Source organism: Corynebacterium sp. HMSC074E01, from assembly GCF_001808885.1.
Taxonomy (GTDB): domain Bacteria; phylum Actinomycetota; class Actinomycetes; order Mycobacteriales; family Mycobacteriaceae; genus Corynebacterium.
Window position 1 is genome coordinate 13,231 of the sequence record NZ_KV794854.1, and the last position, 25,565, is coordinate 38,795.

22 protein-coding genes are annotated in these 25,565 nt (G+C 59.3%); 4 read left to right on the top strand and 18 right to left on the bottom strand.

Annotated features, from left to right (window positions below; all coding sequences use genetic code 11):
• Window positions 1-29: 29 nt before the first annotated feature.
• On the bottom strand, window positions 30-2,951 hold the full coding sequence (locus HMPREF2537_RS09505) for an FAD-binding and (Fe-S)-binding domain-containing protein (RefSeq protein WP_070528222.1): 2,922 nt from the start codon (window positions 2,949-2,951) through the stop codon (window positions 30-32).
• Window positions 2,952-3,060: 109 nt separating this feature from the next.
• Between HMPREF2537_RS09505 and HMPREF2537_RS09510 the strand changes: the two genes are divergently transcribed.
• Window positions 3,061-4,038 (top strand): bile acid:sodium symporter family protein, encoded by a 978-nt coding sequence (locus HMPREF2537_RS09510; RefSeq protein ID WP_070528224.1) that lies wholly within the window; start codon window positions 3,061-3,063, stop codon window positions 4,036-4,038.
• Between the two features lie 258 nt (window positions 4,039-4,296).
• On the opposite strand, the gene HMPREF2537_RS09515 is transcribed toward HMPREF2537_RS09510, so the two are convergent.
• The 4 genes from HMPREF2537_RS09515 to HMPREF2537_RS09525 form a co-directional block, all read right to left on the bottom strand.
• A complete protein-coding gene (locus tag HMPREF2537_RS09515; protein ID WP_070528226.1) occupies window positions 4,297-5,667 on the bottom strand; it encodes an MFS transporter in 1,371 nt (456 codons plus the stop codon).
• Window positions 5,668-6,297: 630 nt separating this feature from the next.
• Window positions 6,298-6,462: a hypothetical protein gene (locus HMPREF2537_RS12845; protein WP_168160904.1), complete on the bottom strand. Its 165-nt coding sequence runs from the start codon at window positions 6,460-6,462 to the stop codon at window positions 6,298-6,300.
• Window positions 6,463-6,474: 12 nt separating this feature from the next.
• Complete coding sequence (locus tag HMPREF2537_RS09520; RefSeq protein ID WP_070446639.1) at window positions 6,475-7,176, bottom strand: YceI family protein; 702 nt, start codon at window positions 7,174-7,176, stop codon at window positions 6,475-6,477.
• A gap of 3 nt (window positions 7,177-7,179) precedes the next feature.
• Window positions 7,180-7,539, bottom strand: a complete 360-nt coding sequence (locus tag HMPREF2537_RS09525) for a hypothetical protein (RefSeq protein WP_070446638.1) — start codon at window positions 7,537-7,539, stop codon at window positions 7,180-7,182.
• A gap of 135 nt (window positions 7,540-7,674) precedes the next feature.
• Here HMPREF2537_RS09525 and HMPREF2537_RS09530 point away from each other — a divergent pair, with 135 nt between their 5' ends.
• The gene (locus HMPREF2537_RS09530; RefSeq protein ID WP_010186588.1) at window positions 7,675-8,058 is read left to right on the top strand and encodes an RNA polymerase-binding protein RbpA; all 384 of its coding nucleotides are present in this window, start codon (window positions 7,675-7,677) and stop codon (window positions 8,056-8,058) included.
• A 102-nt stretch (window positions 8,059-8,160) separates the two neighbouring features.
• On the opposite strand, the gene musI is transcribed toward HMPREF2537_RS09530, so the two are convergent.
• The 9 genes from musI to HMPREF2537_RS09575 form a co-directional block, all read right to left on the bottom strand.
• The gene (gene musI, locus HMPREF2537_RS09535; RefSeq protein ID WP_070446637.1) at window positions 8,161-8,802 is read right to left on the bottom strand and encodes an ABC transport system MusEFGK2I component MusI; all 642 of its coding nucleotides are present in this window, start codon (window positions 8,800-8,802) and stop codon (window positions 8,161-8,163) included.
• A gap of 23 nt (window positions 8,803-8,825) precedes the next feature.
• Complete coding sequence (locus HMPREF2537_RS09540; protein ID WP_070446636.1) at window positions 8,826-9,740, bottom strand: carbohydrate ABC transporter permease; 915 nt, start codon at window positions 9,738-9,740, stop codon at window positions 8,826-8,828.
• A 3-nt stretch (window positions 9,741-9,743) separates the two neighbouring features.
• Entirely contained in the window at window positions 9,744-10,589 is an 846-nt protein-coding gene (locus HMPREF2537_RS09545) for a carbohydrate ABC transporter permease (protein WP_010186593.1), read from the bottom strand.
• Window positions 10,590-10,777: 188 nt separating this feature from the next.
• Complete coding sequence (locus HMPREF2537_RS09550; protein WP_070446635.1) at window positions 10,778-12,109, bottom strand: ABC transporter substrate-binding protein; 1,332 nt, start codon at window positions 12,107-12,109, stop codon at window positions 10,778-10,780.
• 364 nt (window positions 12,110-12,473) lie between these two features.
• The gene (locus tag HMPREF2537_RS09555) at window positions 12,474-13,718 is read right to left on the bottom strand and encodes a DUF4032 domain-containing protein (RefSeq protein ID WP_070446634.1); all 1,245 of its coding nucleotides are present in this window, start codon (window positions 13,716-13,718) and stop codon (window positions 12,474-12,476) included.
• Between the two features lie 82 nt (window positions 13,719-13,800).
• The gene (locus HMPREF2537_RS09560; RefSeq protein ID WP_070446633.1) at window positions 13,801-14,931 is read right to left on the bottom strand and encodes an ABC transporter ATP-binding protein; all 1,131 of its coding nucleotides are present in this window, start codon (window positions 14,929-14,931) and stop codon (window positions 13,801-13,803) included.
• Window positions 14,932-15,138: 207 nt separating this feature from the next.
• Window positions 15,139-16,014, bottom strand: coding sequence for a polyprenol monophosphomannose synthase (locus tag HMPREF2537_RS09565; RefSeq protein ID WP_070446632.1), 876 nt, complete (start codon window positions 16,012-16,014; stop codon window positions 15,139-15,141).
• 28 nt (window positions 16,015-16,042) lie between these two features.
• Entirely contained in the window at window positions 16,043-17,530 is a 1,488-nt protein-coding gene (gene lnt, locus HMPREF2537_RS09570) for an apolipoprotein N-acyltransferase (RefSeq protein WP_371326357.1), read from the bottom strand.
• Entirely contained in the window at window positions 17,530-18,111 is a 582-nt protein-coding gene (locus HMPREF2537_RS09575) for an FxsA family protein (protein WP_070528231.1), read from the bottom strand. The genes lnt and HMPREF2537_RS09575 overlap by 1 nt, the downstream gene beginning before the upstream one ends.
• A gap of 70 nt (window positions 18,112-18,181) precedes the next feature.
• On the opposite strand from HMPREF2537_RS09575, the gene HMPREF2537_RS09580 reads away from it, so the two are divergent.
• Window positions 18,182-19,024 (top strand): cobalamin biosynthesis protein, encoded by an 843-nt coding sequence (locus HMPREF2537_RS09580; RefSeq protein WP_070528234.1) that lies wholly within the window; start codon window positions 18,182-18,184, stop codon window positions 19,022-19,024.
• Here HMPREF2537_RS09580 and HMPREF2537_RS09585 read toward each other — a convergent pair.
• Together HMPREF2537_RS09585 and HMPREF2537_RS09590 are read right to left on the bottom strand one after the other, a co-directional pair.
• Window positions 19,021-19,776 carry an SDR family oxidoreductase gene (locus tag HMPREF2537_RS09585; protein ID WP_070528237.1) on the bottom strand — a complete coding sequence of 252 codons (756 nt, stop codon included), beginning with the start codon at window positions 19,774-19,776 and terminating at the stop codon, window positions 19,021-19,023. The two genes, HMPREF2537_RS09580 and HMPREF2537_RS09585, sit on opposite strands and share 4 nt — an antisense overlap.
• Window positions 19,776-20,909, bottom strand: a complete 1,134-nt coding sequence (locus HMPREF2537_RS09590; RefSeq protein ID WP_070528238.1) for a M24 family metallopeptidase — start codon at window positions 20,907-20,909, stop codon at window positions 19,776-19,778. The genes HMPREF2537_RS09585 and HMPREF2537_RS09590 overlap by 1 nt, the downstream gene beginning before the upstream one ends.
• Before the next feature lie 45 nt (window positions 20,910-20,954).
• Here HMPREF2537_RS09590 and HMPREF2537_RS09595 point away from each other — a divergent pair, with 45 nt between their 5' ends.
• A complete protein-coding gene (locus HMPREF2537_RS09595) occupies window positions 20,955-21,584 on the top strand; it encodes a serine protease (protein ID WP_246820305.1) in 630 nt (209 codons plus the stop codon).
• Window positions 21,585-21,591: 7 nt separating this feature from the next.
• On the opposite strand, the gene HMPREF2537_RS09600 is transcribed toward HMPREF2537_RS09595, so the two are convergent.
• Both HMPREF2537_RS09600 and tatC read right to left on the bottom strand, forming a co-directional pair.
• Window positions 21,592-24,405 carry a DEAD/DEAH box helicase gene (locus tag HMPREF2537_RS09600; protein WP_070528239.1) on the bottom strand — a complete coding sequence of 938 codons (2,814 nt, stop codon included), beginning with the start codon at window positions 24,403-24,405 and terminating at the stop codon, window positions 21,592-21,594.
• Window positions 24,406-24,492: 87 nt separating this feature from the next.
• Complete coding sequence (gene tatC / locus HMPREF2537_RS09605; protein WP_070528241.1) at window positions 24,493-25,482, bottom strand: twin-arginine translocase subunit TatC; 990 nt, start codon at window positions 25,480-25,482, stop codon at window positions 24,493-24,495.
• Window positions 25,483-25,565 lie beyond the last annotated feature (83 nt).

Genomic DNA, 25,565 nt, shown 5'->3' on the forward strand with positions numbered 1-25,565 from the left:
GACGAGGAGTATTGCCACCGGCGCGTTGCTTATGGAGTGACGACCGGACGGGAGGCCCGCTCCAACAACACTGCGATTGATTCATAGGTCCGCCCGGAGATCATCTCCAGGCCCATCTCGCAGGTGCGGTTATCGGAGACGAAGGCATCGAAATGCTCCGCGTCGAGAGAAGCACGCTCCTCGCGCGTGGCGGACTCAACGAGCTCGGGGTGCAGCATGACGCGGTCACCGGCGGAGCCACAGCACATCGCGCCCTCCGGGACCTTGGCTGTGCCGCAGAGGTTCGCCAGATCAACCAGGGCCTGGCTCATGCCCATGTGATCCGTCGAGCAGGTTGGGTGTACGGCGATGCTGCCCATGTTTTTCACGATGGGCAGGTGCGGCGCGATCTCATCACGAAGCCATTCCACGACATCGAGGATGCGCAGATCCTCCCACAACTTGCGGTCGGCAGGGGAGAGCACCTCAGGAACGGAATCAAGCAACCCGTGGGTGCAGCTGGCAGCATCGACCACGATGGGCAGCTGGCCGTGCTCCGACCAGTGCCAGAGATCGCGGACAATCTTTTGTGCCTGGTACTCAAACCCTTCCTTGTAGCCCTTGGAGGACCAAGGTGTGCCACAGCAATCGCCCGCGACATCCTCGGGGATCCACACCGGCTGGCCGGCACGGCGTCCTAGTTCCACGATGGCACGCGGGAGGTCTACCGAATCCTCAGCCGCGCCGGCTGGGCGGCCGAAAATACGGTTGATGCAGGCCGGGAAGTAAAGTGCGCCAGCGCCCTCGCGCGGGGTTTCCGGCAGACGCGATGCGGCCTGCGGTAGCGGTCCCGGGACGGTGGGCAGCAAATCGGGAGCTACCACGTTACGTGCCATGTTGGCGCCCAGTTCGAGGGGCTTGTGGGGAATCTTGTTGGCGGAGATGATGCCGGCGCGGGCAAGCTTTTCCACAAGTTCCCAACGCTGCGCCGTCGTAAGCGCCACCTTCTCACGAGCCGGGGTGGCTTGCTGAGCGCGCAGCTGCTTCATGACCGCACCGGTGTCGATGCTAATCGGGCAGGGGATAGAGCAGGTGCCGTCGGCGGCGCACATGTCGACGGCGTCGTACTGGTACTCCTTGTGTAGTTGTGCCAAGACCTCTGAGCCTTCTTGCTGCCGGGCCATCTCGCGGCGCAAGACGATGCGCTGGCGCGGGGTCACCGTGGCGTGGCGGGAGGGGCAGACGGGCTCACAGAAGCCGCATTCCACACAGGGGTTGATTTCAGTTTCGACCTTGGGGAAGGACTTGAAGTTGCGCAGGTGGATGGTCTGGTCGCGCGTCAGCTTCACGTTCGGCGCCAGGATGCCCTTGGGATCGATCATGTTCTTGACCTCCCAGAAGAGCTCAAAGGCCTCCGTGCCCCACTCGTGCTCCAGGAAGGGCGCCATGTTCACGCCGGTGCCATGCTCGGCTTTCATCGAGCCCTGGTATTTATCAATGACCAGCTCGGCCAAGTCATCCAAGAACGCGGCATAGGACTCGCGCTCTTCCTCGACATCAAATCGCGGAGTGAAAAAGAAGTGCAGGTTGCCAAAAGCAGCGTGACCCATCACGGATTCCGGGTAGCCGTACTTGGCCTGCAGATCGAGCAGATCCGCGGCTGCCTCGCCGACCTGTGACGGCGGGAAGCAGACATCCTCGGTGATATAAGCCGTGCCATTCGGGCGATCCGCACCCAGCAGCCCGTACAGGCCGTTGCGTAGCTCCCAGGCTCCGCGCATACCTTCCGCGGTGGTGAGGAATTCGAGGGGGCGGAGTAGTGGGGCGTCGGCAAGCACGGTGCGTAGGCGATCCATGGCCTTGTCCAAGTCAGCCTCATCGCTACCGCCGACCTCGACGAGGAGTGCTGCGGCGTCATCATCAAGGTTGCGCCACGATTCCGGGGCGTGCGCATAATGCTCGGCAGAACGGCGCATGACCGGGGCGACCAATAGCTCGCAGGCTTCCGCACCGGTCTCCATGATGGGGTGCACGTAGTTTGCGGCATCGCGGAGATTGGGCAGCTCGACCCAGGTCGTAGCCTTCACGCGCGGAAGCTTCACCGTGCGGATGACGGATTCCGTGATAGCGCCGAAGATGCCCTCGGAGCCGATGAGCAGGCGCTTGAGGATGTGCACGGGTTCGTCTTCGTCGAGGAAGGCATCAATTCGCAGGCCATTGGTGTTGCGGATGGAGAACTTGGTGCGCAGGAACTCCACCATCTCGGTGTTGGCGCGCAGCTTATCGCGGAAGGCCAGCAGATCGGCGTGGAGCGTTGGTTCCTGCTTGCGGAAGGCCTCGTCCCCACGGGACGTATCCACGATGGTGCCGGAAGGCAGGACGAAGATGAGCTCTTCGATGCTGTGGTAGCTATCGCGCTCCAAGGAGCAGCGCATACCGCCGGAGTTATCGGCCAGCACGCCACCGATGGTGCACACGGACGTGGATCCCGGGTCCGGCCCCAGCATGAAGCCGTGGCGGGAGAGCACTGCCTGGGCATCGCCCAAGATGACGCCGGGGCGCGACCATAGCTTGCGGCCTTCTTCTCGCACCTCCATGCCGCCGAAGTGGGTTTTGATATCGACGAGGATGTCATCGCCCATGGCCTGGCCGTTTAGTGAGGTTCCTGCTGCGCGGAAGGTCATGTGGCGACCGTGAGTATCGCAGTATTTCATCAGCGCGGCGAGGTCCGCGGCGTTGCGCGGGGAGACCACGATGTTCGGGATGGAGCGGTAGGGGCCGGCATCGGAGGAGAAGCGCACGAGGTCGCTGAGGCGTCCGTGCACGTTCTCTTGACCGACGATGGCTTCCATGTCTGCAACGAGGTCGGCGGGGGAGCCGTTCTTGTAGCGTGCGGGGACGGCGTCGGCCTGGCTCGTGGTGCCGGATGGGCGGGAGAAACGAGAGGAATCGGGGCTTAATAGCTTGGACATATTTCTAATCTATCGCTTGACAGTAAATCTCGACCAAACCGGGTACGTGAGGTTCATCATATGGGATACTCAATTCATATAGTGAGACATATTCTGGAAAGGAAACACCATGACGAACCCGCGTGCAGAAGGGGAGACCGGCGAGAAACTCGCCGTCTACATCTTTCCCATCGTTATCATTGCCTGCGCTATTGTCGCCTTTTTGAGCCCCAGCACCTTTGAGCCGGTGGGGAAATACACCTCGCAATTGCTCATGGTCATCATGTTTTCTATGGGCCTGACCTTGACTATCCCGGACCTGGCCCTGGTGGCGAAGCGTCCGTTGCCCATCTTTTTGGGTGTTGTCTGTCAATTTGCCATCATGCCGACGAGCGCCGTGCTCGTGGCTAAAGTGCTGGGGCTTTCCGACGCCGCCACTGTCGGCCTCATCCTCCTCGGGTCTGTGCCCGGCGGTACGGCCTCCAACGTGATGGCCTACCTGGCCAAGGGCGATGTGGCGCTGTCGGTGGCGATGACTTCGGTCTCCACACTGGTTTCGCCGATCATGACACCACTGCTCATGCTGTGGTTGGCGGGGCAAACCGCAGAGGTCGATGGTGCCGGCATGATGTGGTCGCTGGTACAGACCGTCCTCATCCCGGTAGGTCTGGGTCTGTTGCTGCGCGTGATTGCCAGCAAAGCTGTGGACATGGTTCTGCCGGCCTTGCCGTGGGTGGCTATCGTCGGCATCGGCGGCGTGGTTACAGCAGTGGTGTCGAAATCCCAGGACAAGCTGGTCACCGTTGGTCTCGTAGTGTTTATCGGCGTGGCTATCCAGAACCTCATCGGATTTCTCTTTGGCTACTACATGGCCAAGCTAGCCCGCCAGCGCGAGGCGGCGGCGCGCACTACGGTAATTGAGGTGGCGACCCAGAACTCGGGGCTTGCTTCGGCATTGGCCTTGCAGTTCTTTAGCCCGGAGGCTGCGCTGCCGGGTGTGGTCGCTGCGGTGTGGGTCAACGTCACTGGTGCAGTCTTCTCCGCCATCGTGCGTCGCAAGCCCATCGACGACGCGGTGGAATCCGGTAAAATGGCCGTTTCTGTGTAACAGGATTCCCATCCGGGCAAGTAACTCCGAATAGGTGGTTGGCACATGTTTGCCGGCCACCCTTTCTATTTGTGCAGACCTGGAAGTGCATTCACGCAGGTGGTCGTCGTCGAGCGCTCAGGCAGTGCTTTGCGACGCAGCGAGTCTGCACTTCCAGGTCTGCACTTTTAGAGGCGGCGAGGCACGGTGCGACAAAAATCTCCCCGCCCCTCGGTGAGCAGCACCGGGGGAGACGGGGAGATGCTTGTGTCTGAAGACCTAAACCTGGGAAAGATCCTGGTCCTTCAGCTCCTGCATCATAAGGATAGCGATGAGGGAGATGAAGCAGACGATGATGAGGTAATAGCCCACGTAGCTCACGTTAAAGGCGCTGACCAGCCACGTTGCGATGAACGGGGCCACGGCGGCACCGAGGATAGAGGAGACATTGTACGCGATGCCGGAACCGGTGTAGCGGACGTTAGTGGGGAAGAGCTCCGGCAAGACAGCCGACATGGGGCCGAAGATGAGGCCCATGATGAACATGCCGACGAGCAAGAAGCCAAGGACCGAGTTGCGGTCGGCGTGCTCAATGCCGAGGAAGAAGGGGAAGCTAAAGCCGAAAGCAATCATGATGAGCGAGGTCACGACCAGGATTGGCTTGCGTCCATACTTATCCGACAGCATGGAAGATACTGGGATACCGATGATGAACATGAAGATGGAGATCAGCTGGATTTCCAGGAACTCCAGGTAGGGGATTCCCAAACCCAGTTCCTTGGTCTTATCGCCGATACCGTAGGAAAGAATCCAAGTAGTGACCAGGTAGAACAGCGTGTAACAGGAGACCATGACGAAGGTGCCGATGATCATCGGCTTCCAGGCAGTGCGGAAAGCCTCCACCATGGGGGTCTTGACCTTCTTGCCTTCGTCCACTGCCTGCTGGAAGACAGGGGTTTCCTCCAGGCGCAGGCGTACATAGAGGCCAATGAGCACCATGACGGCGGAGGCGAGGAAGGGCAAGCGCCAGCCCCATTCCATGAAGGTGCCGGTGGTGTCGCCGCGGGAGTAATCCATGGTGGCAACCAGAGTCAGGAAGAAGCCATTGGCGAGCAAGAACCCGAAAGGTGCGCCGAACTGCGGCCACATGGCGGCGGAAGCGCGCTTGCCTTCCTCGGCGGTCTCGGAAGCCAGCAAAGCTGCACCGGACCATTCGCCGCCCAGGCCCAGACCCTGGCAGAAGCGCATCAGGGCCAACAGGGCCGGTGCGATAATGCCCGCGGTCTGATACGTGGGGAGGACACCGATAATGAAGGTGGCAATGCCCATCGTGAGGAGTGCGCCCACGAGGGTGGTCTTGCGGCCAATGCGATCGCCGAAGTGTCCAAAGAGCACTGAGCCCAGTGGCCGGGCGATGAAGGCCAGGCCGAAGGTGGCAAAAGACTGGAGCAAAGCAACGGTGGGGTCCTCGGTCTTCGGGAAGAAGAGGAAAGGAAAGACGGCTACGGCTGCCGTGGCATAAATATAGAAGTCATAGAACTCGATGGTCGTACCAATGGTCGATGCTACGGCCACACGCACGCGGTCACGTTTGGTGAGCTGCTGTGCGGGGGCCGCTGTCTTTGGCGGCGTGGTGCTGACGGCGGTCATGTGAGAGGCGCCCTCCTTGATTATTTCGATAGGTCGATTGGTTATGGGAGAAACACTACCGTCTCATGTATTGAAATGAAAGTCTCAATGTGTGAAAAATTCTTCTTGAGTAAGTTTTGTATTGGCCGGGAAGTGGGTACGCCGATTATCTGACATAATGTACATTATCGGACATCTATTTAAGCAGTAGGCCAAGCGGGGTCTTGCCGCTAAACCTGCCTGGGTTCGGGTTTGGGCCTTTACTGTGCGGCGTCGGTGTCCGTGGATTGTTTCAAAACTGCGGCAGGCGTACTGTCTCCACCTTGCCGCCGATTGGCGCTTAGGCTTCGGGACACTCGCCGTGTAGGTAACGCGGAATGCTCACTGCACTTGCATTGTGCCGTTTGGCGGTATGAGACTTTCCTGCAGATGTGTGGGTGCTAGCCCCCGTCAGTTTCCGGGTGGTCCATTTGTGCGCTCCTCATTGGTATCAAAAATTGCGCTGGGCGCAGGCGGGGTTAATTGCTGTTGGCTCTTGGCGTTCCCGATCTGCGCCCCCGTTTGTCGCACGGCCAGCACCCTCTTATCGCCCAAATATAGTCACAGTTACGTAATTAGGCTATGTTCCTGTGGCTGTACCGAGTGCTAGTTTTAGCGCTGACGGTAGGCGATCGCCAGCTGGACCGCAGTAAGTGCTACGAGTAACACCGAGAAGGCAGCGAGGAGCTTCATGTCCTGGACCCAGATGAAAATGCCGAATCCTGCGAGGATGACGAGCCGGATCCACAGGACTGGAATGAGATAGCGAGAGTTCATAAGGAACCGTGTCTATTTCTTCTCAAAGGTTACGCGGACATTGATCTCGCCGGTTTCCGAGATTCGCGCGGCGATCATCTCTGGAGTCTCAATTCCGTAGTCGAGACGGTTAACCGGGATATCGCCGCCCAGGATGATGGTGTCACCATCGCGCACCACCTGGAAATCCTGCGTCATGCTCTTGGTCTGACCGTGGATGGTGAGGTCGCCTGTGAGTGGCACGGTAACCAGTGAGCCGTCGTCAGGCACAGCGGAGACATCAGTCGGCTCGGTCAATGTAAAGGTCGATTCTGGGTACTTTGAGACCTCAAAGAGTTTCGTCTTCATGTTTTGGTCGCGAACCTTTTTATCCGTGGTCAAGGAAGACATGTCCACGGTGATGCGCGCCTTCTCGACGATGCCGTTCTGAATGGTTGCCTGGCCGGTGACATGCTTGGTGGAACCAGACGTCGTGCGCTTATCTGCTGGGAGGATTTCGTCGATAGTAAACCCTGCTGAGGTGTGGTTATGCGCTGAACCTTGCGTCACCTGCCATTCACCGTCGACGTCCGTCGTTGCGGCATGGACCTTATCCGCGTTGATCGGCTCGGTCTTCACGCCACGGCCCATGATCAACGAGAACGCCAGCGGTCCAAGAGCCAGTGCCGTTGAGGCCACAATCAGGATCACGAAGATGCTGACAATCAGTTTGCGGTTGCCTAGTACAGATTTCATGTGCTATCTCAATTCCTCAAGCTTGCGAGCCAATGTGACTAGTTCGGCACACAGTTCTTCCATTTCTTCCGCGCTGGCGCTTTCCGACGCCGCCGTGGCGACGTCCTCGGCACAGCATCGAAGCTCGAAGAGGCCGTCACGAAGCCGGTCGGCCTTCTCCGGAGTCAAGATGACAGCGTTGGCTGGAATGGGCGTCCCTGCGACGTTGTGGCGCTGTTCGTACGCGCGTTGCTTGCAGGAGGGCGAGCAAAACTTGCGTGGCCTTCCTCGGCCGCCCTGGACGATCTCTTTGCCGCACCACTGGCAGGTAGCCGAGCCGCGCCTTGTTGGCTTTCCGGGCTGCGGATCCTGTGTACCAATCACCTCACACACCTTAGCCCATTAAACCGAGGGTGGGAACAAAGGCAGTGGGCCGTTCGTTATAATGTTAGTTCTCTGGGTGATATGGGTCGACCCTGATCACTTCCCTACCTCAACACGTGAAAAGGATGATGTTGCATGGCAGATCGCGTACTCCGTGGCAGCCGCATGGGCGCAGTGAGCTACGAAACCGACCGCGACCACGACTTGGCCCCACGCCAAATGGTGAAGTACCGCACCGAAGACGGCGACATCTATGAGGTGCCCTTCGCTGACGATGCGGAGATTCCCGAGGAGTGGATGTGCAAGAACGGTAAGCTCGGCACTCTGGTTGAGGGCGAAGGCGTCGAGTCCAAGCCCGTGAAGCCGCCGCGTACCCACTGGGACATGCTGCGCGAGCGCCGCTCCATTGAGGAGTTGGATGAACTCTTGACCGAGCGCATCGAGAATCTGCGTTCTCGTCGCCGCGCGGCTGCCCGTCTGCTCAAGGAGCAGAAGGCGCAGGAGGAGGGCGAAGCTTAAAGCGCTTCTAGGAAGCCCACAAAGACTGCAGGGTAGTGGTTCCACGATGACGTGGATACCACTACCCTATTTCTGGCTTTGGGCCAGCTGGCGCGCACCGCGTTATGCAGAGGGGCTATCGGGTGATAGCGAATTCAGTTCGGGCCATTGCAGCACTAGCTCGGCGAGATAGACCGCGAGAGCCGGGCCAAGCACCGCGAGGAAGAACAGGTAGCCTCCCCACTGCGCCGGGAAAAAGATGGGATACAGAACAAGCATGATGCCAGGCAATACTGCCAATAGAGTACGCGGTAGGTGCCCTACCGCCTTCATGATGGCCTGTGTGCTTCTTTGACGGAAGCCAAGCCCCGGTGCATCGAGATGGAAGAACCATACGCTGACACAGCCCAATACGATAAGCCCCGAGATTAAGGCTGCGCGCAGTACTAGGCCCATTGAACCCAGGTCTGCCTTTGCAATAATGGCGAATTCATACGCGGCCAAGGCGGCGACGGTGAGGCAAATGAGCCACCATGCGGTGTTGACCCCGGGGCGCGTCAAAAGGCCCCGAACGAAGGCCGAGCCGCGGCGAGAACCTTCCTCGCGGACCATTTGACCGGTCACCGCATGGGCGGTGCGCAAGGACATTCCCCCGGTGAACACGGGAAAGCACGTGATCACCAAGAGAACATTGACGATGACTAGGTCAGCGAAGAGGCTCAGAGCAGCATAGAACTTCGATTCGGGGCCGAGCATGCGATTCATGGTTTTTAACCTATCGCACCCGTTTAGCCCTTCACGGCACCGGCAGCCACACCTTCGATGATGTGCTTCTGCGTGGAGAAGTAGAAGATGACGATGGGGATGATGGCTAGTACCAGCATGGCCATCATGGCGCCCATATCGCGGTTACCGTTGGAGCCAACGAAGGACTGGATGACCACCGGGATGGTCTTGTATCGCGTGGACAGGCCGATGACCAAGTATGGCAGCAGGTAGTCATTCCACACCCACATGGCATTAAGAATGGCCACGGTGATGGCAGTTGGCTTGAGCATAGGCCAGACTACCCGGAAGTAGTTCTGGAGCGGACCGCAGCCGTCGATCATCGCAGCTTCCTCAACATCCAAAGGGATGGACTTGACGAAGCCTGCAAACATGAACACCGACAGACCGGAACCGAAACCGAGGTAGAGCACAACGATGCCGATCGGGTTGTTGAGGTGGAGCATGTCTGCAATCTTGACCGTCGGGAACATGACCATCTGGAAGGGGATAATCATGGAGACCACGAAGAGGTAGTATAGAAGGTTCGTCCACCACGTCTTGACGCGCGTGATGTAGTAGGCGGTCATCGCGGAGAAGAACACGATAACGATGACGGACAGGATCGTGATGACGAAGGACCACAACGTGGCTTCCAAGAAGCCCTGCTTGGTCAAGCCCACCAGGAAATTCTCGAAGCCGACCCAGGTTTCACCAATGGGAAGCGAGAAAGGATCGGAGGAGATAGCGAACTTGGACTTAAAGGAGTTGATGAAGATGAAGAGGATCGGCCCAAGGAAGACGATGGTGAAGAACGCCAAAATGGCGTAGACCACGAACTTGGCGCCGCCAGACATCCGGGTCTTATTATCCGAGGGAAGCTGGTGATCCTTCTTCTTCGAGGCCGGAACAGCCTGCGCTGAAGTGCTGGTAGTCATAACTTAAGCCTCGATTTCCTTGGAGCGGGTCGCGCGCAGCTGGAAGTAAGCGATGACGACCACAACGACGACGAAGATGACAGCCTTGGCCTGGCCGACGCCCTCGACATTCATACGGTTAAACAGCGTGTTGACGATGTTGAGCGCCACCATCTCTGTTTGCCCGCCAGGAGCGCCGTTGGTCAGCGCCAGGTTCTGGTCGAAGAGCTTGAAGGAGTTCGACAAAGTCAAAAAGAGGCAGATGGTGATGGATGGCATGACCATCGGAATAGTGACGTGGCGCAGCATTTCCCACTTGTTGACGCCGTCGAGTTCGGCAGCCTCAATGAGCTCTGGTGGGACGTTCTGGAGACCGGCGATGTAAATGATCATCATGTAGCCGATGAGCTGCCAGTTAAGCAGCATGATGAGGCCGGCATAGCCGAACTTCCAGTCCGCACTAATCGTCGTGGCATAGTGCGAAAGCACGGCGTTGATCATGGTCTGCCAGGTATAGCCCAGCACGATGCCGCCGATAAGGTTGGGCATAAAGAAGACCGTGCGGAAAAAGTTGGTGCCGCGGAGTTTGCGGGTCAGCATCCACGCCAAGAGGAAGGCGAAGATGTTGACTGTGATCACGGAGACGATGACCACGAGGACGGTGAAACCGAAGGCCGAGATGAAACCTTCGCGTTGGGAGAAAGCTTTGACGTAGTTGTCTATGCCAACCCACTTGGCGTTGGTGATAGTGGTGAATTTCGTGAAGGAGAGGAAGAAACCCACGATGAACGGCACCAAGAAGGCAATCATGAATGCCAGAAGGGTGGGCAAGACAAAGACTGGGAAGTACTTCTTCAGCGTTGCTTGCATGGTGGTGAAACCTTCATTTCAGGTGGTGCCACACGTTTCCCAGCGGGACGGCGACGAGGAGAGGAGGCTGAGGATGTGGAGTAACCGCTCGCGGACAAGCTCGCGACGCGGGCCACAACCCTCACCTACTCCCCTCCCCGACGTCCGCTACTTAGAAGGCGTGTGGCGAGGGAGATGGGGATAGAGCTTTAGCCCCAGTTGGATTCCTTCTCAGCAGCCCAGTTGTCCTTGAAGTGCTTGACGACGTCCTCCCACTTCAGCTTTCCGGAGGCGTACTGCGACAGATCCTGGCCGAAGTCATCCTTGAACTGCTGGGACGGGAAGTACTGGAAGTTCCACGGGTAGGTGGTCAGATCCTTGTTAGCGATAGCTTCCGCGACCTGCTGAGCCAGCGGATCGTTGGGGGTGTCCTCGGCGGTGTAGCTCTCGAACGGCGCGATGAAGCCAAGGTCCTTAACCACGTGCTCCTTGCCAGCTTCAGAGGTAAACAGCCAGTCGATGAAGTCCTTGGTGGCCTGCTGGTCAACCTCAGATGCCTCAGAGTTCACGCCCAGGTAGTTCTCGGTACCGACGTTGATGCCGTGCTTTTCTTCATCCGGCAGACCCATGTACATGGGCAGGAACTTGATCTTGTCTTCCTTGACCACGTTGCCAGAGGTCTCGGAAATCTGGGACCATGCCCAGTTACCGTTCTGAACCATGGCGGCCTTGCCCTGCGCAAACTCAGCCATGGAATCGGACACCGTCTTAGAAGGCGCAAGAGACTTTTCTACGGTGGAGTTCTCAAGGTAGAGATCGAAGAGGTTCTTGTACTCCTTGTTGTAGGAGAACTCGATCTCGTTGGTGTCCTCGACGCCCTTGTCCTGGTACTCCTGCCAGATCGGAGCGTTGGCCAGGTGAGTCTGCCAACGCCAGTCCTCACCGGATGTCAGTGAGGTGGAGGCGAAGGCGCCCTCGATACCAAGCTCGTCCTTCTTTGCCTGCATATCCTCGGCGACTTCCTTGAGCTTCTGGTAGCTCGTGATCTCATCCGTGGACTTGATCTTTGCGCCAGACGTGGCGATGTACTTGTCGAAGATCTCGTCGTTGTAGATGATTCCGAAGCCCTCGACGGCGAACGGAACGCCACGTACCTCGCCATCCTCGGTGGTCAGCGGCGGAATATCGTCGGTCAGCTGCTTAGCAACCTCGGTGTCCGACATATCTGCCATGTAATCTTGCCAGGTGATGAAGCCAGCTGGGCCATTGACCTGGAAGAGAGTCGGGGCCTCGTCCTTGCCAATCTCGGCCTTGAGGGTCTGTTCATAGGAGCCGGAGGCGGCAGTGACGACCTTGACCTTAACACCGGTCTCTTCAGTGTAGGCCTTTGCGATCTCCTGGTATGCCGCGTCCTGTTCGGGCTTGAAGTTCAGGAAGTAAACATCGCCTTCCTCGTCGGTGGAGCCGGAGCACGCGACGAGACTTGCGGCGGCGAGCATGGATGCCATGCTGATGGATGCGATGCGAGTAAGACGCTTCATGAGGTCCTCATCTTTCTTGATGAAAAGCGGGATGATGAGCCGAGATGGATACCTGGCTCGTATTCGGTTGTGTCTGGGAGACCTCCAGCAACGAAGGCTTCTTCCCAGCGCCACCAAGTGCTTCATAGCGGATCGTAGTCCGACTATGAACTGGTTAGCCTGTCTTCCACCTTAGTGAGGAATTCCACATATTCAAAAGAATTCGGACCCAAAACACCCGATTGTGACCATATCCATATTCGGACATTGAAACCTTCCCCATTTATGGGGCAATCGGGCCTAAACCATACAAATACATATAAAAAACAGCTGAGGATAGGAGGGAGGATTTGTGATCGCAGGAGCTGTTGGGGCACGCGAGAGGTTATGACAAGTCTTCTTCTGAAGGGCTTGTGCTGAGGAGGCGAGCCTCGTCGCGGCGGGCAGGAAGCACGGATTCAAGATAGGATGCCGTGGCCTCCGGGAGGGTGACATCCCCTCCCCTTTCTTGGGCAAGGAACCAGCGATGGTCAACGATTTCGTGGAAGATCTGTGCCGGCTCCAGCTTGTCTAACATCTCCACGGGGACGGCGGCGATGGTCGGCTCGTATTCATGCGTCATCCAAAGATGCGCGGCTTGGGTAAGACCCACATGCGGTCCGCATTCGACGGCCTGATAGGCCTGTATCGAGCCCAACAGGCGTTGGGCCTGATGCTCCTCGACGCTCAGCCCGGTCAAGCTCAGCAGCTCTGCACGATAGTGGCCCGGATCCACCACGACAGGGCGAATGCGCACAACCTGCCGCGAATCGTCCTTCGTGACCTTGAGCTCCCCTACGTCAAAGCCCAGTTGATTGAGGCGGTCAATTCTCTCGGAGACGCGCCAGTATTCACTGGCATCGACGGATTCCTCCGCGGTGAGCTCCGTCCACAGTTCAAGATAAGAGCTTTCGACGAGGCCTCCTAGGGCGATGACATCGATGGACCTATCTAGGCATTCACCCGCCTGGAGGTCCATGAGCTCGCCGATGATGTTGACGCGGGCTATGTCGACGTCGTAAAGCCTGCGTGATTCAGAGAGGTTGGGCTGGAACTCTCCTGTCTCGGCATCGACGAGATAGGCGGAATAGGTTTCGGCATCGCGCCGAAAGAGAGTGTTGGACAATGACACGTCGCCCCAGTAGAAGTTGAGCAGATGCATCCGCACCAAAAGCACGGACAGGGCGCGGATGAGCTTCTCCGCTTCCACGACCGTGAGGTGCCGAGAGAAGATCTCGCGATAGGGCAGGGAAAATTCCAAGTGCTCGGTCACCAAAGCTGCGGTGAGCTCACCGTAGTCTTCCTCTGCCGGATGGCGTCCGGTGATCACGGCTACTGGCCGCACACTGGGGGCGCCAAGGCGCTGCAGTTCACGCAGCATCTTGTACTCGTGGTGGGCGGTACGCGCACCAATTTCTTTGACCGCGACGATGCCACGGTTGATCCCCACGAAACGCACGATGTGCCGGGAAATACCCCTGGGCAGTGCGGCGATGAGATCATCGGGCCAATGTTCCAGGGGCGTATCCCAGGGCAGTGTCAGCAGCGCCGACGCGTACGTCGACGAGGTGATGCTCATGGACTCTTTCATGGCGAATCACTCCACCTTTTCTGCTGATTGTGGCTAGAACTGCCCTACCTATTACGTGCCGCGGGGCAGCCGGCACGCGGGCTTAAGGAAGGCGCTTGCCAGTCGACGCCGAGAAGTTATGCTGGCCACCCTCCACGATGCGTGCGTGGAAAATACTGCCCGGGGCAGGCGCGGTGTTCGGCGCAGCGCGGACGACGATTTGGCCGGACTCGGGGACGTCCTCGCTTGAGGATCCGAGGTCGCCCTCACCCACCAGCTTGCCGTAGAGGAAGGAATCAGAACCAAGTTCCTCCACGAAGTCGAGCTTGATTGGGATGGAAAGTTCGGTGGACTCGCCTTCCGGAATGATCTCCAGCGCCTCCGGGCGGAAACCGATGGTGATGCGGCCATTATCCTCCGGCGTCATCGCAGCGAGGGTTTCCGGGGAAAGCTTGATGCGAGCGTGACCAGAGGTGGCGTCCCCATCCTTGACTGAGAAGGTGCCCAGGTTCATGGCTGGGGAGCCGATGAAGCCGGCGACGAAGACGTTGGCGGGGCGGTCATAAAGCTCGCGGGGCGCTCCAACCTGCTGCAGGTAGCCATCCTTCAACACCGCGATGCGGTCACCCATGGTCAAGGCCTCCGTCTGGTCGTGGGTGACGTAGACGGTGGTAACCCCAAGCTTGCGCTGCAGGGCTGCAATCTGGGTACGGGTCTGAACACGCAGCTTGGCATCGAGGTTAGATAGCGGCTCATCCATGAGGAAGACCTGCGGGTTACGAACAATGGCGCGGCCCATGGCCACACGCTGACGCTGACCACCGGACAGGGCCTTCGGCTTGCGCTCGAGGAACTCCGTGAGGCCCAAAGTGGCGGCGGCTTCGTCGACGCGCTTATTGATCTCGTCTTGGGACTTGCCGGCGATCTTCAGTGCGAAGCCCATGTTCTCGCGCACGGTCATGTGCGGGTAGAGCGCATAGTTTTGGAAGACCATGGCGATGTCTCGGTCGCGCGGAGCAACGTGGGTGACGTCCTTGTCGCCGATGTAGATGGCACCGTCGGTAACGTTTTCCAAACCCGCCAGCATGCGCAGCGTGGTGGATTTACCACAGCCGGAAGGGCCGACGAGGACGAGGAACTCGCCATCGGCGATTTCCAGGTTGAATTTCTTGACGGTGGGTTCTTTCGCTCCCGGGTAGGTTAGGGAAGCATCTTTGAACGTTACGGTTGCCATAGCAAAATCTCCTCCATCGGCAGGTACGTGCCGAACGATCCGTAGTGTGAGAAACAGTGAATTAAGTCACTGTGCACCAGCTAAAGTGCTACTTATGACATTAGCACTAGTACTGGTCACTACGGCAAAAAGCCCGGAGGCCATACTGCGGCTTCCGGGCTTAGCTTTCTTATTCACGGGCGTGTATGAGGCGCCGTGGGCATCGAGTTACTTCTTGAAGGTGCCTTTAACTAGGTTGGAGATTTCGGAAACGAAGTCCGATACAGCGTTCTTGACCGTGGTGACCTTGTGGCCAAGCTCCATGTCCTTGACCGTGCGGGAGGTGATCTTCGAAATCTCCGAAGTGAAATCGCTGATCTGCTCAGAGCGGTGAGACACACCCCACTTGGTTACTTCGAGCAGGGAATCCTTGACAAAGGAGCCGTCCAGCTTGGATTCACCAAGCTCGCGCTCGGTGAAGGTGATCGGAACCTCGCGGACATCAAAGCCATCCTTGATGGCGCGGAATGCAACGTCCACCTGGAAGATGTATCCGGCGTTGGAGAGCTCTTCAAAGTCGAGGTGTTCAAGCAGCTCGCGCCGGAAAGCGCGGTAGCCAGCGGTCATGTCATTGATGCCAGCACCCAGGGCGACAGAAATGTACTTGTTGCCCAGGCGGGAAAGCAGCTCGCGGTTGGCAGGCCAGTTCACTGTCTCTCCACCCGGTACGTAGCGAGAGCCAATGACCAGATCTGCGCCCTTCTCGATTTCCTCAAGCAAGAGGTGGAGTTGCTCCGGTGCGTGGGAGCCGTCGGCGTCCATTTCGCACAGAACTTGGTAATCCTTCTCTAGGCCCCACTCGAAGCCGGCGATATAAGCGCCGAGAAGGCCACCCTTGCCTTCGCGGTGCAGCACGTGCAGGTGAGGATCCTCGGCGGCCAGCTTGTCTGCAGCCTCTCCGGTGCCATCCGGGGAATTATCGTCCACGATCAGGATGTGAACCTCGGGAGTGGCCTTGCGCACGCGGCCGGTAATCAGCGGCAGGTTCTCAATCTCGTTGTAGGTGGGGATGATGACCAGAGTAGATTCGTGGGTCGAGCTCACTAGTTACTTGCTCCTTTAGGTTTCTGCTTTAAGACGCGCTGCGTCGTCCAGTCAAGCGGGTGGAATGGATCGCAAACAGCGCGCAGACCGTTCCAATAATAGTCATGAGCCACTGCAGGAGCGAACCATAACGCACCGCAAATGTACGCCCTTCTCGCAGCGGAAGTTCCTCTTCGAGATAAGCCGGTTCAAAGATACCGCTTTCCTGGCTCACTGAACCATCGGGGTGCACGATGGCTGAGACTCCTGATGTGGCGGCCACAACCACGGCTCGGTCCGCTTCCATTGCGCGCAGGCGGCTCATAGCCAGCTGCTGGTAGGTCATGTCAGAATCGCTGAACGTGGCGTTATTCGTCGGCGTTGTGAGAATCTGTGCGCCGTTATCGATGGCCGTTCGGAACGCCTGGTCAAAGCTGACCTCGTAGCACGTAGCAACGCCCACCGCAGTCCCTGCCATAGTCACCACTCCTGACCCATCACCGGGCTTCATGTCGCCCGCTAGGTCTACCAGATCGGTGATCTTCCTAAAGAATTCACGCATCGGCATCGTCTCACCAAAGGGCTGCAAGTACTTTTTGTAGTGGTGCTGCCCCACCGAGCCATCCGGGTTGAATACCTGCATCGTATTGCGCGCGCCGACCTCATCTCGGGTGAGAGTTCCGACGAGGATGGGGGCGTCGATGTCGTGGGCGGCGCCGTCGATAAGCGCCCGTGCGTCCTCGTTGGCAAAAGGATTGATATCGGAGGAGTTCTCAGGCCAAAAGACGATGTCTGGCCGTGCTCCATCCTGTGCTGCCTGCTCAGTGACGCGGACGTGGTTATCCAACACTGCGCGGCGTTGCGCTGCAAAGTCAAGGCCCAGCCGGGGGACGTTTCCCTGGACAGCGGCTACCGTGATCGTGCTTGTGATGTGGCTAGGTCGGTTCACGCCTTGCGAGGCGATGAGCCCTGCAAGAAGCGGCACTGCCAGGAAGGCACAGGCTAACCGTGGTGCGCGCGCAAGGCCCACCACACCCGCGGCGACGCAGACGACCGCGAAGCTAATAAGCGCAGGCCCACCCCATGGGGCAAGGTTGGCGAGCGGGCCTTCAATCTGTCCCCACGCCAGACGTACCCAGGCAAAGCCGCCAAAGGGGACGGAGGAGCGCAGCATTTCCACCGCCACATAAAAGAAGGGAAAAAGCGCGAAGCCATAGTTTAAACGCAGTAACGCTGCCCCACCGGTACCGAGGAGGATGCTGTACAAGGACAGGAAGATAGCGAGCGCAATATAGGGCATGTTGCCCACGAGCTCACCAATCCACGGAAGCGTGAAGAGATACAAGACAGCGCTATGGACCACAGCGATGAGCGCCGCCCACCCTAAATGCAGGGGCTTTCGCCAAGGCGATAACGCGGCCACCAACATGGCCACCCCAATGATTCCCGCCGCCCACCAGCCGCGCGGCTCCACCGATAGATACGTGACCGCGCCCGAAAGAGCTGCGAGGACAAGCCGGGCACACACAGTGAGCACTATTTATTTCCGTCCTCAAAGTCTTCGGGCTTGACGTGTTGGGTCCATGTGCGGATTTCATCTTCATCGAGGACTTCGTGCGTGTGGTCCGCTTGTCCCCTGCTTCCCATGGCGCTGCCGGTAGCACCCGCGCCGAAGCTTCCAAAGGATCCATAGGAGTCGCGGTGTTGTGCCATGGGTGAGGCCTCGTAAACGCGCACACCCATATCCTCGATTTTCCGGAACATCGATGCAGCAAGAAGCGTGCGGATGATGGAACGAGTTGGTGCAAAAATGAGCAGAGCACCGATGATCGTGGAGACGAAGCCGGGCAGCGAAAGCAGGATTCCGCCCACCATAGTCAGGCCGACGTTGCCGGCTGTTTTACCTGGAGTGGGATCCTCCATTACATAGACTCCGTCTTCGGCCTGGCGGATGCGGCTGACCATCATGCGGCGAACTTCCCAGCTGGCTATCGTCATACCGAAGAGCATGGTCAGCGCCAGGGCTAGTAGTGCCCACAGCACTCCAATCCACTCGGCAACTGCCCAAAACGCCAGGGTTTCGAGGAGGATGTACGCGATGAACAGAAGAAACGGCATGCAGCCCACCATACTTGCTAGACCTGCTGGTTCGCTGGAGACCCTCCCGGAGCGATTAGACTGACCCACCATGTCCCTTTCCGAGTCGAAGCATCCCGAATCCGATACCTTGCGCTTCCATCCGGCAGGCGGTGTTGTCACCCCCGAGCAGTGGCTTGCCCTCGGCCAGGCCGCTAGGGAACATGGCGATGGCAATGTGTACCTAGAGCAGCACAGCGTCATCAGCCTGCGCGGCATCCGTGATGAGCAGGTGCTTGGCGACGTCCCCCTGCTCACCACCGACGCCCACGTGCTGGCCTCTCCCCTCTCCCTTCACGCACGCCGTGTGGCGCAGCGCGTTGCTGATGCCCTGGCTGCAGCCAAAGGAGCCTCCCCCGCTCTCGACCGGGATGCAGTCTTCGGCATCGATGGTGGCGCGGGCGATCTCCTCTCACACGGTGTGGCGGCTGGGCTCCAACTATCCAGCGTCAGTACAGGAGACGATGATGAGGACGCCGGCTCCGCGCGCCTCATTCGAGAGGGAGCAGCTACAGGTCCAACCCTGGAGTTAGAAGAAGCAATCTCGCAGCTCGTGGACTATGTGCTCGAGGTGTCCAATGGGCTTTCTGAAGACCTCGACAGCTTCGCCTTTTCTGCGCGTACGGCCCCTGCACAGCCGGCCTTGCCCATCGGTTGGCTGACCGATCACACCAAGCCCGGCCGCGTCGACCTGGGCGCGGGCCTGCACGATGGCGTGCTGCCCGGTGAGTACGCGGGGCTTATTGCCCAGCTGGGCGCTTCCATCTCGGTAACCCCCTGGCGAGGCTTAGTCATCCACGATCTGGCCGAAGGCGATGCCGACGTGGTGCTGCGCGTCCTTGCACCGCGCGGCTTCATCTTCGATGCCAACTCCCCCGCGCTCGGACATCGCTAACGCGGCATGTGCCGCCAGATGGGGCGCGGGACAAGCTTCATGACCCAGGCCAACAGCTGAAGCGTTCGTGGGATCCACAGCGTGCGGGACACCGGCCGCGAACTCGACGAGGACTCGACGGCTCTGACCACAGCTTGTGCGACTACGTCAGGTGTCACCGACAGCGGCGCGGGCTTCATCCCTTGTGTCATGGACCCGATAACGAAACCGGGGCGCGCGGTGATCAGCGCTAGGTCGCTGCCCTGCAGGCGATCCGCCAGACCTTGGCAGAAGGCATCGAGGCCAGCCTTGGTTGAGCCATAGACATAGTTGGCCCGCCGTGCACGCCAGCCCGCAATGGAGGAAAAGGCCACAATGTGGCCTCTTTTCATGACGTCGGCCAGCACGGTGAGTATGGATACCTGCGCGGCATAATCAATCAGGGCGATGTCGAAGGCATGCGCCTCGTCGTGCTCAGCTTGTTCCTGGTCACCCAAGATTCCGAAGGCGACAACCGCCGTCGTGATGTCCTCACCCGCGAGCGTTGCAGCTTGCTCGATAACTGCGCGGTGGGAGGAAACATCCGCGGCATCGAAGGAAAGCGTGTGAACGGAAACCGCCCCTCTGCGGAGAAGCTCTGTGGTGAGTTCATCCATACCGTGCTCACCCCGCGCGGCAAGTACTACTGGGCGGCCTGCACACAGACGGCGTGCAAGCTCGCCACCGATATCGCTGCGCCCGCCAAGGATCAGTAGCGCGCCAGTTTCTCCCATCAGCGCAACCCCCTCGGGGCCTGGTTCAGGGACTCATGCCCGGATTCAGTGGTCACCACGATGTCCTCCAGACGCATACCCCACTTACCCGGGACGTAGATTCCCGGCTCAATCGAAAAGGCCATGGACGGGGAAAGCTCCAGCTCATTTCCCTCCATGATGAAGGGCTCCTCGTGCGTCGACAAGCCAATGCCGTGCCCCGTGCGGTGCGTGAAATATTCACCCCAACCGGCCGCTTCGATCACACTGCGCGTGGCACGGTCTATCTCCTGAGCGGTTGTGCCTGGGCGCGCGGCGGCTCGTCCGGCAGCCTGGGCCTTTTCCAACACCGCATAGGCCTCCTGGAAATCGGCGGGCGCCGCAGAGGGGTCCGCTCCCACCACATAGGTGCGGGTGCAGTCAGAGTGATAACCGGAGGCCAGCGTCCCTCCGATATCCACCACGACGGGATCACCCGCGCCAAGTTCCCTGTCCCCATAGTCATAGTGTGGGTTTGCCCCGTTTGGGCCGGAACCAACGATGATGAAGTCAACCGCATCGTGTTCGCGCAAGATGAGCTCCCGCAAATCAGCGGCTACTTCGGCCTCAGTGCGCCCCGGCTTTAAGAGACGCGGGACCTCGGCGTGCACGGCGTCGATAGCCTCCGCAGCAGCGCGCAGCTCCGCTACCTCATCTGAGTCCTTGCGGCTAAAGAGCTCAGCCAGCGCCTCAGTAGCTAGAAGGTATTCCACTTGCGGTACCTCCGTCGAGGACGTCGAAGAAGGTGAGGACGGAACTAGCTGGTCTCGAACCGCGGACTGGAAACGCAACACGTGGTCTGCGGTCAGCGAGGAGCCCAAGGCAACGGTGCTGAGACGCACACCTTCCAAGGCCAGCGCATAGGGATCTTGGCCATCGTGCCACCCCACCAGCTGCGTGGCAACGCCCTGAAGCGACTCAATGTCGGTGCTTGGCGCTACGATGATCGGTTGGGCGTCGGGACGGATAACCAAGCAGGTCAGACGTTCATGGGACGAGATCCAGGAACCCGTAAGATACGCGAACTCGGCCCCGGTACCTACCAGCAACACATCGATACCCTTGGCAGCGGCAATCGCGCGGGCGCGGTCCAAGCGGGAAGCATAATCAGTCATGGGAGTTAGCCTACCGCTCGCCTTCGTCCAGTTAAGCTGGGCGCCGTGAATTCCTATCCCGCAGCCGTCAAGATCCGCACCCGCCGTAGCTATTGCTCGGGGGTGCTCATCGATGCCTCCTTAAAGCCCTGCACCCAGCAGGCAACCCGGCTGGTTCTGACCTGCGCGCACTTCTTCCGCGATGGCCTAGACAAAGCTGATCACTACAAGGTGAGTGGCGGTTTCAACCGGCGGATCACCGCCGTGCGTACGATTGATGGAACCGACATGGCCTTGTGTTTGCTTGATAAGCCCGCGTCACCACGAAACCTACCGGGACTCGCACACAGTACTCCCCCTTTTCGAGCTCCGGTGAGCACTTGGGGATACGGCGGAAGGGCCCGCCGCGCACAGAAGCGAACGGGGTTATTTCTTCTGCCCTTCTTTCGCACGTGGTCGGTCGATTTCCTCACCACCGTCTCCCCCGCCGGATTCGTCTTCAACACGAATCCGGCAGTCAAAGGTGACTCGGGCGGACCAGCTTTAATCGATGACGCCATCATCGGCACGCAAGCTCTCATCCTTAACCCGTTGGGGCGCAACCTCAAGCTAGCCACCGTGGCACTCATCGCACCCCACCGCACAGCTATCGCGGCGGCAGCCGCGGCACTGCTTCGCGGTAGCTCCGAAGACTAGGAAGAGACTAAGCGCCGATGGCGACGACGCCGCGCTGGATCGCGTCAATGGCGCGCCGGGCATTGCGGCGAATTTCGTCCTCGTAGCCGGTCTTGGCTACCTGCTGGAGCAGATCGATGACCTGGCGGCACCAACGGACAAAGTCACCGGGAGTCAGCTCCGCGCCTGACTCGTTAGCCGCAGCCATGCAATATGCCAAGGGTGCGCCTGCGGTCCATTGGTGGATAGCGAGTGCAAAGGCTGGCTCCGGCTCGCGTGTTTGCGGCAGGTTATGGCGCTTCTCATCGCTGACAAGCTCCGCGTAGATGCGCCACGTTGCGTTCATGGCGTCCGCCATGTCGTCGCTAGCCGCACCTGGTTCGCCGCGGGTGGCTTTTCGGTTTTCGAAGACGCAGAGGGAGGCAACGCCGGCCAGCTCTGCCGGGTCAAGGTCATTCCAGATACCCCGCTTAAGGCATTGTGCCACCAGTAGGTCGGACTCGGAATGGATCTTGGCCAAACGCTCGCCTTCGTCCGTGATGACCGGCTCGCGGTTCTCGCCGTAGCCTTCAAACTCTACGTAATCCATCTCCGCCAGCAGGTCCACGATGCGCTCGAAGGTGCGGCCGAGGGTATCCGTCGCGCGCTCCACCTTGGCTTCCAACTTGTGGAGCTCGAGCTCGCGTCGGGCGAGCTTTTGGGCCACACCAGCCAACTGTTCGCGGTCGGTCGCCGGCCAATTGTGCACCGGGTGCTCGCGGAGGGCATCGCGCAGCTGCGCGATCTTCTTGTTGGGACGATTACGCGGCTCAGTGCGCATCTTCTTAGGCCGCTTGTAGTAGTCGCGTTTGAAGGCATCCTGAACGTATTTGGTATGCCGACGCGGATTCTTCTGCGCCGCACGCGGCAGCTTCATGTGGCCGAGCACCATCGGCGGATTTTCAATACCGGCTGCATCGATGCGTCCAGACCACCCGGACTCCGTGGTAACCCAGGGGCGTGGATCAGCAGTCTGGTTGGCCGGGGTGATGACAACTGCCAGCGTTGGGCGCTTCTTGGTCGCGATGGCGATGACCTCACCCATTTGCAGCCGGGCCAAGACAGCCGCGACCTCCTTGTTCCTCTCCTCCTTTTTGGAGGCCCGCGCTGACTTTTCCTCGTCGGTAAGCGCGCGGCGCAGGCGCATATAATCCATGAGGAGTTCAGCCGGGTCCTCGCCATCAGCTGCCGGCGGAGCTAAGTTATCCACGGCCTGATCCAACTGTGCGCGAAGTTCGCGGACGCGATGCTCAGCGCGCTCAATCTCGCGAGTCTCTTCCACGACGGAACCGTCCGCTTGGAACTGGGCAAAAGACTTCTCCAGCAAGCGCAGCGAGTCATCAAAGCCGAGCATGCCCAGCAGGTTGATAGCCATGTTGTAGCCGGGCTCGAAGGTAGAAATGAGCGGATAGGTACGAGTTGAGGCAAGCCCCGCCACCGCGGTCGGATCCATCGCGGGTGCCCACTGCACGACGGCATTGCCCAGGGTATCGATGCCACGCCTGCCCGCGCGCCCGGTGAGCTGCGTGTACTGGCCGGGGGTGAGGTCCACGTGTGCCTCGCCGTTGAATTTCACCAGCTTTTCCAGTACCACGGTGCGCGCTGGCATATTGATGCCTAGGGCAAGGGTTTCGGTGGCAAAGACTGCCCGGACGAGGCCCTTGACGAACAGTTCCTCCACGATGTGCCTAAAGGCGGGCAGCATGCCCGCGTGGTGAGCGGCAAAGCCGCGCGAGAGTGCTTCGCGCCAACGTTTGAAATCAAGGACCTTGAGGTCTTCTTCCGGAATGCCTTCCACGCCCTTATCGACGATGGCCTTGATCTCGGTGGCCTCCTCCTGGGAGGTCAACACCATCCGGGAACGCAGGCACTGATACAACGCGCCATCGCAGCCCGCACGAGAAAAGATGAAGGTAATCGCCGGCAACATCTCCATGGCCTGCAGCTCTTTGAGCACCTCTGGACGGCCTAGCGGACGGTAGCGGTCTTGCGCACGAGGCGCGCCGCTGCGCCGATCACTGTGCCGGTCGCTGCGCCCGCCGCCTTTGTGCCGGGCACGGGCGCGGAAGCTCGCACGGTTCTGGGCATAGTCTGCGCGGCCATTATCGGTATCGCCGGCCTCCAGACGTTGGATGCGCTGTGCCAGTTCATTGTTTACCTGGCCGCCTGAGTCGGGTTCAAAGAGCGGGTAGATCTTGCGGCCGACCATCATCCACTGGTCCAGCGGTACTGGGCGCTTGTCGGTGACGATGACCTTGGTGTCACCACGCACGGTGGTCAGCCACCGGCCGAATTCCTCGGAGTTGGACACCGTTGCGGATAGGCCAATGATGGAGACGTGCTCCTCCAGGTTGAGGATGACTTCTTCCCACACTGCGCCGCGCGAGGCATCCGCCAAGAAGTGGATCTCATCCATCACCACGTGGGTCAAGCGATCCAATGCGCCTGAGCCCGCATAAATCATGTTGCGCAAAACCTCAGTGGTCATCACGAGGATGTCCGCGGAGGAGTTGATTGAGACATCACCCGTCAGCAGTCCGACCGCATCCTCGCCATGCGCGTCAACCAGGTCGTGGTACTTCTGGTTACTCAGCGCCTTGATGGGTGTGGTGTAGAAACAACGGGTTCCTTGGCGCAGTGCCAAAGAAACAGCAAACTCACCCACCACGGTTTTACCCGCGCCGGTGGGCGCACAGACCAGAACACCGTGGCCCGCTTCAACTGCTTGGCATCCTTCAATCTGGAAGTCATCCAGTGAGTACGGTAGTGCTTGAGTGAACTCGTCCAGATGCGTCAGTGTCATAAGTCCCCAGAGTACCTGTCAGGGACGGGGCACTAGCACGCCGGTACAAGTCCCCGCACAGAACTCTTGATTAGAAGGCCCGCGAGGCTACAGAACGTCGTCGAAAAAGCCGCTCTGCGGGGGCTGAGTATTCGTCTGCTGAGGTTGCTGTACCCGAGCGTCAGGAGTTGAAGCCGGGGGAACAGGCCTGGAAGATACCGGCCGCGAAGACGCAGAAACGCTCGTGGATGCGGACACCGGAGTTGGTGCGCCAATGGCACCCGGACCTTCATCCAGCGACGAGGCAGTTTCATCATCCAAGTCCATCCAATCCGGGCGCTGGCGCTTCTGACGCTTGTCGTTGATGCGGCAGAACTGGAAAGCTATTTCTACAAGAACCACAAGGGCACCGGCCAAAACCAACATTGAGAAGGGTTCTTGGCCCGGTGTAACAACCGCGGCGAAAATCATGATGACCACAATGATGATGCGGCGCTTGTCCTTGACGTGGTCATATTCCAATACACCGATCAGGTTAAGGCATACCACGAGTAGAGGGATCTCAAAGCTGACGCCAAAGATCAGCAGCAACGCCAGCAGGAAGTAGAAGTAACGCTCACCTGTCAGTGCTGCAGTTTGATACTCGGAGCCCATGCCCATGAGGAATTCCAGGCCCACTGAAAGGATGACGTAGGCAAGGACCGCGCCGAGCACGAAAAGCAAGACCGCTGTCGAGACAAATAAGAAGGTAAAGCGGCGTTCGTTCTTGTGCAGGCCGGGCACGATGAAGGCCCAAATCTGGTAGAGCCAGACCGGTGAGGACATTACTGCGCCAGCCAACGCGCCCACTTTGAGGCGCAGCAGCAGCATTTCGAAGGGGCTGGTGGCAAGCAAGCGGCACTCGCCATCCGCAGTGAAAGAGATGCGCTTTTCCTCAGGCAGCGAGCAATAGGGCCCACGCAAGATCTCGCCCAGCGGTGACATGCCAAACGGGGCGTGTTGGTACCAGATGAATCCGATGATGGCGCCCACCACGAGGGCGAGGAGGGAAATGACGATGCGTCGGCGCAGCTCCTGGAGGTGCTGAACTAATGTCATCTCCCCCGTTGGGTTCTTGGGCTTGCGGCGTAGCTTTGAGCTCCATTTTTGCTTCGGCGCGTTAGAAGCAGCATTCGACGGTG